The organism is Mesorhizobium sp. 2RAF21, from assembly GCF_052115345.1.
In the GTDB taxonomy this organism is placed as follows: Bacteria; Pseudomonadota; Alphaproteobacteria; order Rhizobiales; family Rhizobiaceae; genus Mesorhizobium; species Mesorhizobium terrae.
Genome location: NZ_JBFRGM010000001.1, coordinates 191,565 through 206,704, shown reverse-complemented (window position 1 = coordinate 206,704; position 15,140 = coordinate 191,565). Strand labels below are relative to the sequence as shown.

Sequence of the window (15,140 nt, the reverse complement as noted above, 5' to 3'; positions counted from 1 at the left end):
CGTTTGCAGCAGCCGGCACGCGACGACCTCGCGCAGGGTCATGGCCGCGAACCGGCATCGGGCCTTTGCAGTGCCGGCAAAAACGTGCAGACATGGGCACACCGCGAACGGGACCGAGCGGCTGGAGGACAGATGAGCGACGTGACCATGCAGCGCGCCTCCGGGCGCGGCATCTGGGGCTGGATGTTCTTCGACTGGGCGGCGCAGCCCTTCTTCACCGTGGTCACCACCTTCATCTTCGGCCCCTATTTCGTCTCGCGCCTGTCGGCCGACCCCGCCATGGGCCAGGCGGTGTGGGGCTACGGCCTCGCCGCGGCCGGCTTGGTGATCGCCATCCTGTCGCCGATCCTCGGCTCGATCGCCGACCAGACGGGCCCGCGCAAACCGTGGATCGCCTTCTTCGCGACGATCAAGATCATCAGCCTGTCGATGCTGTGGTTCGCCGCGCCGGGCTCGAACCTGTTCCTGATCGTGCTGTTCTTCTCGCTCGCCTCGGTGGCGGCGGAGTTCTCGACGGTGTTCAACGATTCCATGATGCCGCGCCTGGTGCCGAAGAGCGAGATCGGCAAGATCTCCAACGTCGCCTGGGGGCTCGGCTATCTCGGCGGCATGGTGGCGCTGATCTTCGTGGTGACGATGCTGGCCGGGTCGCCGGAAACCGGCAAGACCATCGCCGGTCTCGACCCGCTGTTCGGCCTCGATCCGAAGCTCGGCGAGGACGCGCGCGCCACCGGGCCGCTTTCGGCGCTGTGGTATCTTATCTTCATCCTGCCGATGTTCTTCTTCACGCCGGACGCGGTGAAGGGCGTGCCGGTGGGGCCGGCGGTGCGGCGCGGGCTGACGGAACTGAAGTCGACGCTCGCCGAGGTGCGCAAGCGCGCCGGCATCTTCCGTTTCCTCGTCGCCCGCATGATCTACCAGGACGGCGTCAACGCGCTGCTTTCGCTCGGCGGTGCCTTCGCGGCCGCGATGTTCGGCTGGTCGATCACCGAGATCGGCATCTTCGGCATCATCCTGAACGTCGTCGCCATCCTCGGCTGCTGGGTGGCGGCACGTCTCGACACCGCGCTCGGCTCGAAAGTGGTGGTGATGATCGCGCTGGTGCTTTTGTGCATCGCCACCATCGGCATCATCTCGACGGGGCCGGGCTACACGCTGTTCGGCTGGCTGCAGTTCACGGCGGCCGAGGCCGACCCGCACAAGCTGTTCGGCACGCCGGCCGAGAAGGCCTATATCGCCTACGGCCTGCTGATCGGCCTGGCCTTCGGCCCAGTGCAGGCGTCGTCACGCTCCTATATGGCGCGCAGCGTCACGGCCGAAGAATCCGGCCGTTATTTCGGCATCTATGCGCTGGCCGGCCGGGCAACCAGCTTCCTGGCGCCATTCCTGATCGCAACCGTAACGGCGACGACCGGCTCGCCGCGCCTCGGCATGGCGATGATCATCCTGTTCCTGGTCGGCGGCATGGCGATCCTGGCCGGCACGCCCTACCCGGCGGACAAGACGGAACACGAGTAGCCGTCTTCTTCCTCCCCCGTTTGCAGGACGAGGATATCGGCGCAGGCCGACAGGCGAGAGGCAACTCGCGAGATTGAGTGCCGCCCCTCATCCGGCCCTTCGGGCCACCTTCTCCCCGTCAACGGGGAGAAGGAAAGGCACTAATGCCTGAAGTGCCTGATCCCGGTGAAGACCATGGCGATGCCGTGCTCGTCGGCTGCCTTGATGACATCCTCGTCGCGCATCGAGCCGCCCGGCTGGATGACGGCCGTCGCGCCAGCCTCGACGGCGGCGAGCAGGCCGTCGGCGAAGGGGAAGAAAGCGTCGGAGGCAACGACCGAACCCCTGGTCAGCGGCTCGGCATGACCCGCGGCTTCAGCGGCATCGAGCGCCTTGCGGGCGGCGATGCGCGAGGAATCGACGCGGCTCATCTGGCCGGCGCCGACGCCGACGGTGGCGCGGTCCTTGGCATAGACGATGGCATTCGACTTCACATGCTTGGCGATGCGGAAGGCGAATTTCAGGTCGGCCATTTCGGCTTCGGTCGGCGCGCGCCTTGTCACCACCTTGAGGTCGAGGTCGTCGACCACGGCATTGTCGCGGCCCTGCACCAGCAGGCCGCCGGCGACGGACTTCACCATGATGCCCGCCTGGCGCGGGTCTGGCAGGCCGCCGGTGACCAGCAGACGCAGGTTCTTCTTGGCGGCGACGATGGCGGCGGCCGCCTCGGAGGCTTCTGGAGCGATGATGACCTCGGTGAAGGTCTTGACGATCTCTTCCGCCGCCTCGGCGTCGAGCAGGCGGTTCAGTGCCACGATGCCGCCGAAGGCCGAGACCGGATCGCAGGCCAGTGCCTTGAGATAGGCTTCCCTCAGCGACGCGCCTTCGGCAACGCCGCACGGATTGGCGTGCTTGATGATGGCAACCGCCGCCGTGCGCGCCGGGTCGAACTCGCCGACCAGTTCATAGGCCGCGTCGGTGTCGTTGATGTTGTTGTAGGAGAGCTGCTTGCCCTGTAGCTGGCGCGCGGTGGCGACACCGGGGCGTTTGTCGCCGTTGACGTAGAAACCGGCCGACTGGTGCGGGTTCTCGCCATAACGCATGACCGAGTGCAGCCGGCCGCCGAAGGCGCGCCAGCTCGGCTGCTCGATCTTCAGCTCCTCGGCGAACCAACCGGAAATCGCCGCATCATAGGCGGCGGTGCGGGCGAAGGCCTTGGCCGCCAGCCGCTTGCGGAAATCGAGCGGCAGCGCGCCGCCATTGGCGGCGAGCGTTTCCAGCACGGCGGCATAGTCTTCCGGTTCGGTGACGATGGCGACATAAGCGTGGTTCTTGGCCGAGGCGCGTACCATGGCCGGGCCGCCGATATCGATGTTCTCGACCACCGCCGTATAAGCGGCGCCGGAAGCGCGCACTTCCTCGAACGGGTAGAGATTAACCACGACGAGGTCGATAGGTTCGATGCCGTGCTCGCGCATGGCGGCCGCATGTTCGGGATCGTCGCGCACGCCGAGCAAGGCGCCGTGCACCGAGGGGTGCAGGGTCTTGACGCGGCCGTCCATGATCTCGGGAAAGCCGGTGAGTTCGGAGACATCGCGCACGGCAATGCCGGCTGCGGCGATCGACTTGGCGGTGCCGCCGGTGGAGATCAGTTCGACACCCGCCTTGGCAAGGGCCGCCGCGAAATCAATGAGGCCGGTCTTGTCGGAAACGGAGAGCAGCGCGCGGCGGACGGGGACGAGGTCCGGCGCGGGAATGTTCTTGGCGGCGACGGCCATGGCGGGCGGCCTTTCTGCGGGCTGATGAGGATCGTCCGGGCCGTAGCACAAGGGGGGCCAAAATCAAACGCAGTCGGCGCCGCAAAATGTTCGTGGCGGAAAACTCAGGCCGGCTGCGCGCCGATCCTGTCGCGCCAGAAGGCGAGGCGCTCCTTCAGCGCAGCACCTTCCGGTCGGGCGTCGTCCTCGAAGCGTTCGACGATTTCGATGGCGATAACGTCCTGGCCGAACTGGTTGTAGGTAGCCTGAAGGTCTGCCGAGCGGTGACTGCCCAGCCGCAGCGTGAACCACAGCCGGTTCGGCATGGCGTCGAGGTCCGGCGCATGGCCGACCCAGCGCCTGCCCGCCTTCGCGCAGGTCAATGCATAGATGCCCGCCGGGGCCGCGCGTTTCTTGTAGGCCGCGATGGCGGCTTTCCTGTCGATGCTCGTCATGATCCGAACCTTTCCCGGCCGGCATGTAGGAGCCATAAACGGTTTTGTCAATTATACCCGGGTAATAATTGACAGGGCGTCCGCGACAGGGCAAGAAGGCGACTGCAAAGGAGCCTCTTCATGTCCCTGTCCTTGACCGGAGCCAGCACCGCCTTCCAGGGCGACCGCATCGTCGCCAGTGGACCGCTTGTCGAGGTGGCCCTGGCGATCAGGGCGTTTGGCAATGCGCCAGCGGATGTGCCGGTGCTCGTGTTCGACGATTCGACCGGGTCCGTCGTCGATCTCGATCTGCGCGGTTCGGATGCCGAAATTATGTCCCGGTTGGCCGAACGGTTTCCGCCAACCCCACCGACCGGAACCGAGCCGCCATCCACGACGCAAGCGAGCGAGGCCGGCACGCGTGGCCGGGGTCGGCCGAAACTCGGCGTGGTGGCGCGCGAGGTGACGCTGCTGCCGCGGCAATGGGAATGGTTGGCAGCGCAGCCGGGCGGCGCCTCGCAGGTGCTGCGCCGGCTGGTCGACGCCGCGCGCCGCGCCGATGGCGGCGAGAGCGTCCGACGCTCCCGCCAGGAGGTTGCCTACCGGTTCCTCTCAGCAATGGCCGGAAACCTGCCGGGTTTCGAGGAAGCCATGCGGGCGTTGTTTGCCGGAGACGGCGAAGGTTTCGAGGCGAAAACAGCGGGCTGGCCGGTCGATATCAGGACCCATGCGCTGAAACTCGCCGGCTTCGCGCGGGGTCTGTGAAAGGCTGCCGGCGGAGCCGTCAGCTTCGGGCGGCGAAACCGGCCGGGCCGGTGCGGACGAACTGCCAATGCGCTTCGGCCAAGGCCGACGCGTTGAAATGCAGGACGATCTGGCGGCTGCGGCGCGGACCGGCGATACCGGCGAAGAAGATCGATTCCTCGACCTCGGGCTGGATTTCCGGTGAGGTGAACACCCAGATGTCGCCGCCCTCGGCGGCCAGCACCAGCCGGTCGTGTTCATCGCGGAACAGGCTAGTGTCGGGGTGGATGTGGAAGCGGATGGCGACGTCGTCGCGGCCGTCATTGCGGATCGCCCCGCCGCTGGAGCGCAGGAAGCGGTCACGGCCGGTCAGCACATTGCCATTCGCCGACAGGATCAGCTCGCGCTCGTGTACAATGCCGAAACGCTGCGCGTAGCCATCGTGGCGGGCGACGAAGCCTTGCCGGCCACCGTCGTCGAGGCGCTGGCTGGAAACGTTGCGTGGACCGCCGAGCAAAGGCGAACCCGGCAGGCCGCCGACACGCAGCGACAGGGCAAAGCGCGCCGACGATGTGTCGTTGAGGGTTGCCGTGGAATGGGCGGCGGTGGCGCGCGCCAGCGGCCGGAATTCGGCGGCGCCATAGGTGTCGACGCCGGCATTGACGATGTAGTGCTGGCGGCCGGACGACAGTTCGAAGGACAGGCAGCCGGCATGGGCGGAATTGGAAACGTCGAGCGGTGGCGGGGCGCCGGTGTCGGCGATGACGGTGACGTCGCCCATGGCCAGCCGCTCATAGCCGGAATAGGGTGCATGCAGCAGCGGCTGGCCGGCGGTGTCGTCATGGCGCAGGATGGCGGCGATGCGGTCCTGGATGGTGGCGCCCATGCCGTTGAAACGGGCGAGGCTGCCGTCATGGTGGCGGAAGAAACGCAGCGCCGGCAGCATGCGGTCGATGGCGCCGATCAAGGCCGCGGGCGGTGTCTCGGCCTGGTTGGCATAAGTCTGGCGCAGCGGCAGAAGGTCGGCAAGCAGCTCCAGCACGGCCAACGGATTGCGCGAGATATGGCCGCCGTCGGGCAGGATCTGCCGGTCGAGTTCCTCGCCGAGATTGCGTGTCGCCGCGCGCAGCGCCGAGGCTGGCGCCGGCAGCGACAGCGCCGCGAAGGCGAGCGCGACGCGGGCGCGCAGCCTGTCCTTGCCGTCCGGCATCTCGCGTGTCACCGAACGCAGGTAGCGGATCTGGACGGCGAGCGATTTCAAGAAAGCGCGGTAGAAGGGGAACTCGGCGCCCTGCAGCACTACGGAAGAATGCTGCTGCCAGGCGATGATGCGCTTGGCCGTGGTGCCCGGCTCCCAGGCGATGCCGGCAATGCGGTTGCCATGCGCGGCGATCCAGTCGGAAGCAAGCGCGCGGGCATTGGCGGCGGCAAGCTCCGTGCCGGCGGCGCGCATATGGCGCAGCCAGCGGAAGCCGTGCAGCGATCGCTGCCAGCCATTGTGGGCGACGTCGAGCTGGAACGGCGACTGGCCGCCGGTCTCGACCAGATGGCCGGAGAGCGGGAAACGTCCATAATAGATCTCGAGCGCGATCTGCGGGTCGGCCAGCCTCAAGTCAGGCGGCGCGATCAGCACGCGTTCGGGCGTACGTCCCGAATAACGCCAGCGATAGACAGGCCCGGCGCGCAGGCGTCGGCGCGCCTTGCGCCAAACCTCCTTCGCGACGAGCGTCCACAGACGCGTCGTGTCGTCGGCAGCGAGTGCCAAAAAACCTCCTCGATTTGTCCCGTCCGCCCGGCTGAATTATAGGATTCAGCAATATCCTTGAAAGCGAATTCCACCGGAAGCCCACAGATCAGGGCTGGGCCATACCTTTTTTGGAGGTATCGGGCCGTTTTTCCGCACCGGGAACGGTGCGGATGCGGGCTTTCAGGGCTTCCGGCGCAGCCGTGCGGCAAAAAAGCCGTCGAGACCGGAAAGAGCTGGATTGCCAAGGTCGAAGCCCGCCGGCGTGGTGCGCAGCGTGCCTTGCGGCGTGACGAAGGCGGCGATGCCCTCGGCGTCGTCGGCCTCGTCGGCCCGAATCGGGTCGTCGTCGACATCCGCCACTTCCGCCAGGAAGGCGCGATGAAGATCCTCGCCCTCGATGGGGTCGAGCGAACAGTTGGAAAAGACAATGCGGCCGCCGGGACGCACCAGCATCACCGCGCGTTCGAGCAGCCGGCGCTGCAGGTCGGCCAGCTTCTGGATATCGGCCGGCGTCTTGGTCCAGGGCACGTCGGGATGACGGCGCACGGTGCCGGTCGACGAGCAGGGCGCGTCGAGCAGAACGGCATCGAAAAGCTCTGCCGGCGCGAAGGCGAGCAAGTCGGATTGGACGATCTCGGCCTTCATGCCGAGCCGGTCGAGATTCTGGCCGAGCCGGACCAGCCTGTTTTTCGACGCGTCGACTGCCGTCACCCTGGCGCCCGCCAACACGAGCTGCGCGGTCTTGCCGCCGGGGGCAGCACATAGGTCGGCAACGCGTTTGCCGGCAATATCGCCGAAAAGCCTGGCCGGCAGGGCAGCGGCGGCGTCCTGCACCCACCAGGCGCCTTCAGCGAAGCCGGGCAGTTCGGGCACCGGCGCGGGCAGCTTTTCCACGCGCACCGTTCCGGTCGGCAGGACGATGCCGCCGAGCCGTTCAGCCCAGAGCGTCGGATCGGCTTTCACCGTGAAATCGACCGGCGCCTCGAGCCGGTGCGCGGCGAGGATCGTCCGCGCGGCTTCGGAGCCATAGGCGGCGCGCAAGCGTTCCGCGAACCAGGCCGGGGCGTCGTCGGTGGCGGCAAGCACCTTTGGAAGCTCGGCATTCTTGGCGCGTACCAGTGTTCTCAGCACGCCGTTGACGAGGCCGGAAAAACGCGCGGTGCGCGGATCGGCCTTGGCGTGGGTGACGGCGAGATCGACGGCGGCGCTGTCGGGCACATCGAGGAACAGCACCTGTGCGGCTGCCACATGCAGGATGTGCGACAGCGTGGTGGCGTTGGCGGGCAAGGGTTTTTCCAGCCGGCGCGCGAGCAGGCCCGCAATGGTCATGCGATGGCGCAGCGCCGTCACCAGAATGGCGCGCACCAGCGCGCGGTCGCGCCCGTCGAGCGCGCGGTATTGCGGGTGGCCATGTTCGTTGTCGGTCAGCCCGTCGAGCGGCGTATGCGCGTCGATCACGGCAGCCAGCAGCCGCGCCGCCGCCTTGCGCGCGGTAAGGCCGGGTGCTTCGGGCGTGTCGTCCTGGCGGTGCGACGTCGGCTTGCGGGCAGCCCTGCCGTCCTGCCTCACGACCACGGGCCCTTCGGCCCGGTCGGGTTGCGACCCCACGGATTGGGTTGCGGCTGCTCGGGCTCGTCAGCACGCGGGCCGGCGCCGTCAGCGCTGCCCCATGGGCCAGTCGTATCGGCCTGCGGATGCCGGGGAGACGGCGGTGCTGCCTGCTGTGTTGCTTCGCGGCCGTAGTCGCGGCCGTTCGTCTGCGCGTTTCCGGCCGGGCCCATCTGAGCCGCCATCGCCTGCAGCGCGGCAATGCGGTTTTCCGTATTCGGGTGGGTGGAGAAAAGATTATCCATGCGCTCGCCGGAAAGCGGGTTGATGATGAACAGATGCGCGGTCGCCGGATTGCGTTCGGCATCGTCGTTGCGGATGCGTTCGGCTCCGCGAGCGATCTTGTCAAGGGCAGAAGCGAGCCACAGCGGGTGGCCGCAGATTTCGGCGCCGCGCCGGTCGGCCTCGTATTCGCGGGTGCGGCTGACCGCCATCTGCACGATCATGGCGGCGAAGGGCGCGACGATCATCGCCACCAGCACGCCGACGAAACCAAGCGGGTTGTTGTTCTCCCGGCTGCCGCCGAAGAAGAAGGCGAAGTTGCCGAGCATGGAAATGGCGCCGGCAAAGGTTGCAACGATGGTCATGGTCAGCGTGTCGCGGTGCTGCACATGGGCAAGCTCGTGCGCCATGACGGCGGCGACCTCTTCATGCGACAGGCGCTGCAACAGCCCCGTCGAGGCGGCGACGGCGGCATTCTGCGGATTGCGGCCGGTGGCAAACGCGTTGGGTTGATCTGTGTCGATCAGATAGACGCGCGGCATCGGCAGGCCGGCATTGGCGGCGAGGCTCTTCACGATGGCGTAGAATTCCGGAGCGCTGCGCTCGTCGACCTCGACGGCGTGGTTCATCGACAGCACCATCTTGTCGGCATTCCAATAGCTGAACAGATTGGTGCCCGCGGCGATGATCAGCGCGATCATCATGCCGCCGGAACCGCCGATCAGATAGCCGACACCCATGAACAGCGCCGTCATCGCGGCGAGAAGCATGGCTGTGCGCATCGTGTTCAAATGTTTCTCCATCGCCTGGAAGGGTCGATCCCTTGCCCTGGTTCCACTATATGATGGGAAGAAGGCCAACCCGTTTCAATCCATCGGAAAGATCGCATGCCGGACGAAAACCGCAAGCCGAACGAGACTTCGGGGCAAACCGACCAGGACAAGGCGCTGACGCCGGCAGCGCGGCGGGCGCTGGCCGAGGCGGAAGCGCGGCGCTCGGCCTACCGGCAGGCCGAGGCGGCCTTGCCCAAGGAATTCGGCGGCCGTGGCGGCAACGATCCCAACCGCTACGGCGATTGGGAAGTGAAAGGCCTGACCAGCGATTTCTGAACGGCCTCTCGCGTCCCGGTTCCCCGATCCGCGATGGCGCCCGGACAGGGTGTTGTCGGCGCGAATGCGCCAGGCGACCGGTCGATAGTTACGGGTTGCGCGAAAAACTTTACCCGGCATTCACCCCTCTTCCATTTTTGGCGTCGCGAAAAGTCCGAAATTTACCAAGCCGCCACCGGTCCTCTGGCAAATGCCGACGATCAAGCGGGAATCCTGCGCGGACGGATCGGGCGATCCGCCGGCGGGACGGGAAGGGCAATGTTGCGTTTCATCGAGTTCAGACAATTGGTCCGCCGTTTCGGTGACAACCGAAGCGGCAATTTCATGGTTGTGGCCGGGGTCGTCATCGCGGTCTTGGTGCTGGCGGTGGGCTTCGGCGTCGGCACCGCGCAATTGATGAATGCCAAATCCGCGCTCGGCGCCGCCGTCGATGCGGCGGTTACTTCGACGACACGCGATCTCACCCTTGGAAACGTCACCGAGCAGCAAGCGAGCGCATCGGTGAAGGCGTTCCTTGATGCCAACAGCGGCGGCGGCGGTGCTCTGCCATCTGGCAAGATCGTGCTCGACAGGGTGACGCTGAACCGCTCGGCCTATACGGTCGAGGTCGCCGCGCATGTCGACGTGCCGCTGTTCTTCCCGGTGTTCGGTCTCGAGAAGACGCGCCGGGTTTCACAGACAAGTGCGGCGGCCTATTCGTTCAGGCAGATCGAGGTGGCGATGATCCTCGACGTGACCGGCTCGATGAAAGAAAACGACAAGATCGGCGCGCTGAGGACCGCGGCCGCGAAGGCCGTCGACATCATCTTCAAGGATCAGAATCCCAATCGCCCGCGTGTGCGGGTGGCGGTCGTGCCTTATGCGAATTCGGTCAATGTCGGCAGCACGCTGGCGGCAAGTTCCGTTTTCGTGGAACCGACGGCGAACGATCGTGGACAAGCGCCCGGCAGCAACGAGCCCCGGCCTCCCGGGAGCTCGTACAACCCGAACGGTTGCGCCACCGAACGCAAGGGTGCCTACCAATATACCGACGACGGGCCGCAGGCGTCCATGGTCAATCGTGATTATCTGCTGGCCGAGTTCGTCTCGCAAGGCAATCGCGGCTATGGCACCAGGGATTGTCCGGAAGCAGCGATGATGCCGCTGACGGCGGACGCGGCGGCACTGAAGTCAAGGATTGCTTCCTTTGCCGCATCCGGCGGCACGGCGGGCCATATCGGCATCCAATGGGGCTGGTACATGCTGTCGCCGAAATGGGCCGGCGCCTTGGCTCAGTCGCAGCAGCCGGAGCCTTTCGACACCACCAAGGTTTCCAAATATGCGATCCTGATGACCGACGGCGAGTTCAACCTCTCCTATTTCGACGTTGACTCTCCCGACGCCGTCTACAACGACTACGGCAAACCTGCGACGCGGAATGCCGCGACGACGCTGTGCACGAAGATGAAGGCGCAAGGCATCGAGATCTTCACGATCGGCTTCGACCTGACAGAGGTGAACGCGAAGGGGACGCTGCAAAGCTGCGCCAGTCCCGATACCGGCGGGCTGAGGCATTTCTATCAGGCATCGACGGGGACGGAGCTGGAAAAGGCCTTCACGACGATCGCCTCCAACATGCAGAGGCTGGCGCTGACGAAATAGCCGGCCGGCCAAGCCACTTCGCCCGAAACGGAAAAGGCCGCCACATCTTTCGATGGGCGGCCTTCCGTGGCTTTCGTCCAGGCGCGGCTCGTGGCCACGATCCCTTCGGACCGTGCGCCGCGCGTCACGCGCTTCAGCGGAGAGGCTGCTCTCCGTGAAGGCGATCCGCCGGGATCACGCTCTGGAAAACGAAATCACTCGACATCGGATCACCTCCTTTCAGTTCGTTGAACACTTCGCCAAGGTGGGGTGTTTCGCGGCGAAGCGCAAGTGCACGGCTGCAACAGTTTTTAGGCCGCCGCGACAAGCGCCGGCATACCGGGCTTGGCGAAATGCAGGACGTCATAGGCCGCGCCACGTTCCGGCTGGCGCGCTGCCTCCGCCGAAAGCAGGAAACGCGACAGCCGCCAGCTGGCCAGATCGATCGCGGTGATGGCGGCGAAGCTGCCCGGCTGCTTGACGGCCGCCGTGTTGCGTTCGCCCTCGCGGCGGCGCAGCGCCGAAAAATCGGTATCGGCGTCGAGCAGGATATCCTCGCGGTAGACCGAGCGCGCAATGCCGGAAGAGCCGATATGGATATCCAGCGGCAGCCACGTCTCGATGGCGGGGCGGCCGAAGCCGTCGATCACCTTGCGGAAACGCTCGCCGGTGATGAAATCCACCGCCGCTTCGTCGTCCAGCCACAGATAGAGCGAGGAATAGGCGTTGTTGAGCGCGCCGTTTTCGCCACGCCGCTGCGCAATGAAGGCCTTGAAGCCGAGGCCGGGTGTGTCGTCCCAGTCGGGTCCGAGCTTCGTCGCGCGCTCGACAATCCTGCCCATGTCGTAATCGGCCGGCAGACGGTGGATGTATTGTTTCATCAGCATGGCGGTGCTCCTTGTCTCGGCAGCAACTTGCCATCACTGAGTCATTGTGAAAATGTATGTATACATATATCTGCCATAAGAATTGGAAATGAATAATCCGGCGAAGATCCTCGATATCGACACGGTGCGGGCGTTCGTGCTTGTCGCCGATCTCGGCAGTTTCACCCGGGCGGCCGAAGCGCTGGATACCGCGCAGGCGACGGTCAGCCTGAAGCTGAAGCGGCTGGAGGGCCTGCTCGGCCATCGCCTTTTGGAACGAACGCCGCGCCATGTCGCCTTGTCCGGAGACGGCGAGCGCTTCCTTCCCGCCGCCCGCAACCTGCTCGATGCCCATCAGCGCGCGCTGGCCGGTGTCCGAACCGCGCCGCCCAGCCGGCTGACGCTTGGCATCAGCGATCATGTCGCCGGAGCGGAGCTGCCGACATTGCTTGCAAGGCTGAACGCCTACGATCCGACGCTGGTGGTGGAGGTGAGGGTGTCGTCATCGCGCGATGTGATCGCCCGCTATGGCCAGGGCGAACTGGACGCGGCGATTGCACGGCGCGGCGAGGAAGGCGCCGACGGCGAGACGCTGTTTCGCGAGCCGTTTGGCTGGTTCGCGGCCCCGTCCTTCGCGTATCGCCCGGGCGAGCCGCTTCGGCTCGCAACGCTGGCCGCACCCTGTGGTATCCGTACATTGGCCATCGACGCGCTGGACGAGGCCGGCCTGCCGTGGACGGAAGCGTTTGTCGGCGGCGGGGTTCTGGCGCTCGGCGCGGCGGTTAGCGCCGGGCTTGCCGTGGCCACGCTGGCGCATCGCGTGGCGCCGACCGGCGCCATCGAGGTCGGCGAAGCGTTCGGCCTGCCGCGGCTACCGGCGCAGGATGTGGTGCTGATGGCGCGACCGGCGCGGCGCGAAGCCCGCGACGTGCTGAAAGTCCTCGCCGCCGCCTTCAGGGGCGCGGCGGCGAGATAGGGATTTCCGCTCAGGCCTTCTTGTTCTGGCGGTTCGCGACGAGGTCGTCGACCACGGCCGGGTCGGCCAGCGTCGAGGTGTCGCCGAGCGCGCCGAAATCGTCCTCGGCGATCTTGCGCAGGATGCGGCGCATGATCTTGCCGGACCGCGTCTTCGGCAGGCCGGGCGCGAACTGGATCTTGTCGGGCGAGGCGATGGCACCGATCTCCTTGCGCACATGCGCGACAAGTTCCTTGCGCAGATCCTCCGTCGGCACCACGCCGGCCATCAGCGTGACATAGGAGTAGATGCCCTGGCCCTTGATGTCGTGCGGGTAGCCGACGACGGCGGCCTCGGAGACCTTGTCGTGGGCGACGAGCGCGGATTCCACTTCGGCCGTGCCCATGCGGTGGCCCGACACATTGATGACGTCGTCGACGCGGCCGGTGATCCAGTAATAGCCATCGGCATCGCGGCGGCAGCCGTCACCGGTGAAGTACTTGCCCTTGTAGGTAGAGAAGTAGGTCTGGATGAAGCGCTCATGGTCGCCATAGACGGTGCGCATCTGGCCCGGCCAAGAGTCGGTGATGCAGAGATTGCCGTCGGCAGCCCCTTCCAGCACCTTGCCGTCATTGTCGACCAGTTCAGGCTTCACGCCGAAGAAGGGACGCGTCGCCGAGCCGGCCTTGAGATCGGTGGCGCCGGGCAGCGGCGTGATCAGGATGCCGCCGGTTTCGGTCTGCCACCAGGTGTCGACGATCGGCACCTTCTTCTCGCCGACGACGTTGAAATACCATTCCCAGGCTTCTGGGTTGATCGGCTCGCCGACCGAGCCCAGCACGCGCAGGCTCTTGCGCGAGGTCTTCTTCACCGGCGCCTCGCCGGCACCCATCAGCGCGCGGATGGCGGTTGGGGCGGTGTAGAAGATGTTGACCTGGTGCTTGTCGACCACTTCCCAGAAGCGCGAGACGCTCGGGTAGTTGGGCACGCCCTCGAACATCAGCGTGGTGGCGCCGTTGGCGAGCGGACCGTAGAGAATGTAGCTGTGGCCAGTCACCCAGCCGACATCGGCCGTGCACCAGTAAATATCGCCGTCGTGATAGTCGAAGACATATTGGTGGGTCATCGAGGCGTAGACGAGATAGCCGCCGGTGGTGTGCAGCACACCCTTGGGCTTGCCGGTCGAGCCCGAGGTGTAGAGGATGAACAGCGGGTCTTCCGCCTTCATCTTCTCGGGCTTGCACTCGGCCTTAACGGTCCGGACTTCGTCATGATACCAGAGGTCGCGGCCCTCGACCCAGCCGATCTTGCCGCCGGTGCGACGCACCACGACCACCGACTTCACGGTCATCTTCTGCTTGGCGGCGATCTCCACCGCCTTGTCGGTGTTCTCCTTCAGCGGAATGGTCTTGCCGCCGCGCAGGCCTTCGTCGGCGGTGATGACGAAGGTCGAGGCGGCGTCGACGATGCGGCCGGCCAGTGCGTCCGGCGAGAAGCCGCCGAAGACGACCGAGTGGACGGCGCCCAGCCGGGTGCAGGCCAGCATCGCATAGGCCGCTTCCGGGATCATCGGCATGTAGATGGTGACACGGTCGCCCTTCTTGACGCCGTGCTTCTTCATCACATTGGCGAGCCGGCAGACATGCTCGTGCAGCTCGCTATAGGTGATCTTCTTGTCGTCGTAAGGATTGTCGCCCTCCCAGATGATCGCCACCTGGTCGCCGCGCTTCTTCAGGTGGCGGTCGATGCAGTTGTAGGAGACGTTGGTCAGACCGTCCTCGAACCATTTGATCGAGACCTTGCCGTCGAACGAGGTGTTCTTGACCTTGGTGTAGGGCTTGAACCAGTCGATGCGCTTGCCGTGCTTGCCCCAGAACTTGTCCGGGTTCTTCACGCTGTCGGCATACCATTTGAGATAGGTGTCGTTGTCGATCAGCGCATTCTTCTTCCACGCCGGCTGAACGCGATGGACCTTCGCCTCGGACATGTCTTGGTCTTCCTCCTGAGATCGGCCGCGCGATGGCGGCAACACGGCTGGCAGCCGCGAAATCGCCGGCATTTATTACCAGTTCGGGGGCTGCGGCAATATTAGACATTGGGTTTGTGCGATACCTGCCCCGAACGGCCGGGCATCTGGAGCAAATTTGCGTGAAAATGCTCATACTGCGCCAAGTGCGGTGAACCGAAATGCCGCGCCGAACGTTATAAAGACGTGGTTAACATTCGAAGCGCACAGTCTTTACAGGAGGAACTGCAAGACCAGCTTGCGAGCACAACCATGCGCGACCATCCCGAACTGGAACTTCTCCTCAAAGGCTACGGTCTGACGACCGCCCGCATCCTCTATCATTTCCCCGATCATCCGCATTTGCTGCAGACCTATGTCTGGCAAGACTACGACATCGCGCCGAAATTCCCGGCGCTGTTCGGCTTCATCGAGTTCTGGAAACAGAAGCTGGAAGGGCCGCTGCATTCGATCTGCTTCACGCACAAGACGCTGATTTCGGCCAATGAATGGCGCAAGGTCGACGGCGAGATCGTTCTGCACTAGCCGACGGGACCGGACCAATTGAAACCGAGG

General features: G+C 65.5%; 13 protein-coding genes. 6 read left to right on the top strand and 7 right to left on the bottom strand.

Annotation, left to right across the window (positions count from 1 at the left end):
- Window positions 1-132 precede the first annotated feature (132 nt).
- On the top strand, window positions 133-1,518 hold the full coding sequence (locus tag AB4136_RS01050) for an MFS transporter (RefSeq protein WP_024923051.1): 1,386 nt from the start codon (window positions 133-135) through the stop codon (window positions 1,516-1,518).
- A 140-nt stretch (window positions 1,519-1,658) separates the two neighbouring features.
- Here AB4136_RS01050 and purH read toward each other — a convergent pair whose 3' ends face one another.
- Together purH and AB4136_RS01040 are read right to left on the bottom strand one after the other, a co-directional pair.
- The gene (gene purH, locus AB4136_RS01045; RefSeq protein WP_024923050.1) at window positions 1,659-3,275 is read right to left on the bottom strand and encodes a bifunctional phosphoribosylaminoimidazolecarboxamide formyltransferase/IMP cyclohydrolase; all 1,617 of its coding nucleotides are present in this window, start codon (window positions 3,273-3,275) and stop codon (window positions 1,659-1,661) included.
- 104 nt (window positions 3,276-3,379) lie between these two features.
- On the bottom strand, window positions 3,380-3,709 hold the full coding sequence (locus AB4136_RS01040) for a GIY-YIG nuclease family protein (RefSeq protein WP_024923049.1): 330 nt from the start codon (window positions 3,707-3,709) through the stop codon (window positions 3,380-3,382).
- Window positions 3,710-3,829: 120 nt separating this feature from the next.
- Here AB4136_RS01040 and AB4136_RS01035 point away from each other — a divergent pair, with 120 nt between their 5' ends.
- A complete protein-coding gene (locus tag AB4136_RS01035; protein ID WP_024923048.1) occupies window positions 3,830-4,453 on the top strand; it encodes a DUF2239 family protein in 624 nt (207 codons plus the stop codon).
- A gap of 19 nt (window positions 4,454-4,472) precedes the next feature.
- Here AB4136_RS01035 and AB4136_RS01030 read toward each other — a convergent pair whose 3' ends face one another.
- The 3 genes from AB4136_RS01030 to htpX all read right to left on the bottom strand — a co-directional run bounded on the left by AB4136_RS01030 (window position 4,473) and on the right by htpX (window position 8,800).
- Window positions 4,473-6,197, bottom strand: a complete 1,725-nt coding sequence (locus AB4136_RS01030) for a heparinase II/III family protein (protein ID WP_024923047.1) — start codon at window positions 6,195-6,197, stop codon at window positions 4,473-4,475.
- A gap of 162 nt (window positions 6,198-6,359) precedes the next feature.
- On the bottom strand, window positions 6,360-7,748 hold the full coding sequence (locus AB4136_RS01025; protein WP_441930238.1) for an RsmB/NOP family class I SAM-dependent RNA methyltransferase: 1,389 nt from the start codon (window positions 7,746-7,748) through the stop codon (window positions 6,360-6,362).
- Window positions 7,745-8,800: a zinc metalloprotease HtpX gene (htpX, locus tag AB4136_RS01020; RefSeq protein ID WP_024923045.1), complete on the bottom strand. Its 1,056-nt coding sequence runs from the start codon at window positions 8,798-8,800 to the stop codon at window positions 7,745-7,747. The genes AB4136_RS01025 and htpX overlap by 4 nt, the downstream gene beginning before the upstream one ends.
- A 96-nt stretch (window positions 8,801-8,896) precedes the next feature.
- Here htpX and AB4136_RS01015 point away from each other — a divergent pair, with 96 nt between their 5' ends.
- Both AB4136_RS01015 and AB4136_RS01010 read left to right on the top strand, forming a co-directional pair.
- On the top strand, window positions 8,897-9,118 hold the full coding sequence (locus AB4136_RS01015) for a DUF1674 domain-containing protein (protein ID WP_024923044.1): 222 nt from the start codon (window positions 8,897-8,899) through the stop codon (window positions 9,116-9,118).
- A gap of 258 nt (window positions 9,119-9,376) precedes the next feature.
- Window positions 9,377-10,759, top strand: coding sequence for a TadE/TadG family type IV pilus assembly protein (locus AB4136_RS01010; RefSeq protein WP_024923043.1), 1,383 nt, complete (start codon window positions 9,377-9,379; stop codon window positions 10,757-10,759).
- Window positions 10,760-11,049: 290 nt separating this feature from the next.
- On the opposite strand, the gene AB4136_RS01005 is transcribed toward AB4136_RS01010, so the two are convergent.
- Window positions 11,050-11,625 carry a DUF4865 family protein gene (locus AB4136_RS01005; RefSeq protein WP_024923042.1) on the bottom strand — a complete coding sequence of 192 codons (576 nt, stop codon included), beginning with the start codon at window positions 11,623-11,625 and terminating at the stop codon, window positions 11,050-11,052.
- Between the two features lie 88 nt (window positions 11,626-11,713).
- Between AB4136_RS01005 and AB4136_RS01000 the strand changes: the two genes are divergently transcribed.
- Window positions 11,714-12,580, top strand: coding sequence for a LysR substrate-binding domain-containing protein (locus tag AB4136_RS01000; RefSeq protein ID WP_024923041.1), 867 nt, complete (start codon window positions 11,714-11,716; stop codon window positions 12,578-12,580).
- A gap of 10 nt (window positions 12,581-12,590) precedes the next feature.
- Here AB4136_RS01000 and acs read toward each other — a convergent pair whose 3' ends face one another.
- Window positions 12,591-14,546, bottom strand: coding sequence for an acetate--CoA ligase (acs, locus tag AB4136_RS00995; protein ID WP_024923040.1), 1,956 nt, complete (start codon window positions 14,544-14,546; stop codon window positions 12,591-12,593).
- 291 nt (window positions 14,547-14,837) lie between these two features.
- Here acs and AB4136_RS00990 point away from each other — a divergent pair, with 291 nt between their 5' ends.
- Complete coding sequence (locus AB4136_RS00990) at window positions 14,838-15,110, top strand: usg protein (protein WP_024923039.1); 273 nt, start codon at window positions 14,838-14,840, stop codon at window positions 15,108-15,110.
- Window positions 15,111-15,140 lie beyond the last annotated feature (30 nt).

Bases quoted from the DNA above. Each gene is read 5' to 3' on its own strand.
- AB4136_RS01050 (WP_024923051.1), top strand. From the start codon at position 133: ATGAGCGACGTGACCATGCAGCGCGCCTCCGGGCGCGGCATCTGGGGC.
- purH (WP_024923050.1), bottom strand. From the start codon at position 3,275: ATGGCCGTCGCCGCCAAGAACATTCCCGCGCCGGACCTCGTCCCCGTC.
- AB4136_RS01040 (WP_024923049.1), bottom strand. From the start codon at position 3,709: ATGACGAGCATCGACAGGAAAGCCGCCATCGCGGCCTACAAGAAACGC.
- AB4136_RS01035 (WP_024923048.1), top strand. From the start codon at position 3,830: ATGTCCCTGTCCTTGACCGGAGCCAGCACCGCCTTCCAGGGCGACCGC.
- AB4136_RS01015 (WP_024923044.1), top strand. From the start codon at position 8,897: ATGCCGGACGAAAACCGCAAGCCGAACGAGACTTCGGGGCAAACCGAC.
- AB4136_RS01010 (WP_024923043.1), top strand. From the start codon at position 9,377: ATGTTGCGTTTCATCGAGTTCAGACAATTGGTCCGCCGTTTCGGTGAC.
- AB4136_RS01005 (WP_024923042.1), bottom strand. From the start codon at position 11,625: ATGCTGATGAAACAATACATCCACCGTCTGCCGGCCGATTACGACATG.
- AB4136_RS01000 (WP_024923041.1), top strand. From the start codon at position 11,714: ATGAATAATCCGGCGAAGATCCTCGATATCGACACGGTGCGGGCGTTC.
- acs (WP_024923040.1), bottom strand. From the start codon at position 14,546: ATGTCCGAGGCGAAGGTCCATCGCGTTCAGCCGGCGTGGAAGAAGAAT.
- AB4136_RS00990 (WP_024923039.1), top strand. From the start codon at position 14,838: ATGCGCGACCATCCCGAACTGGAACTTCTCCTCAAAGGCTACGGTCTG.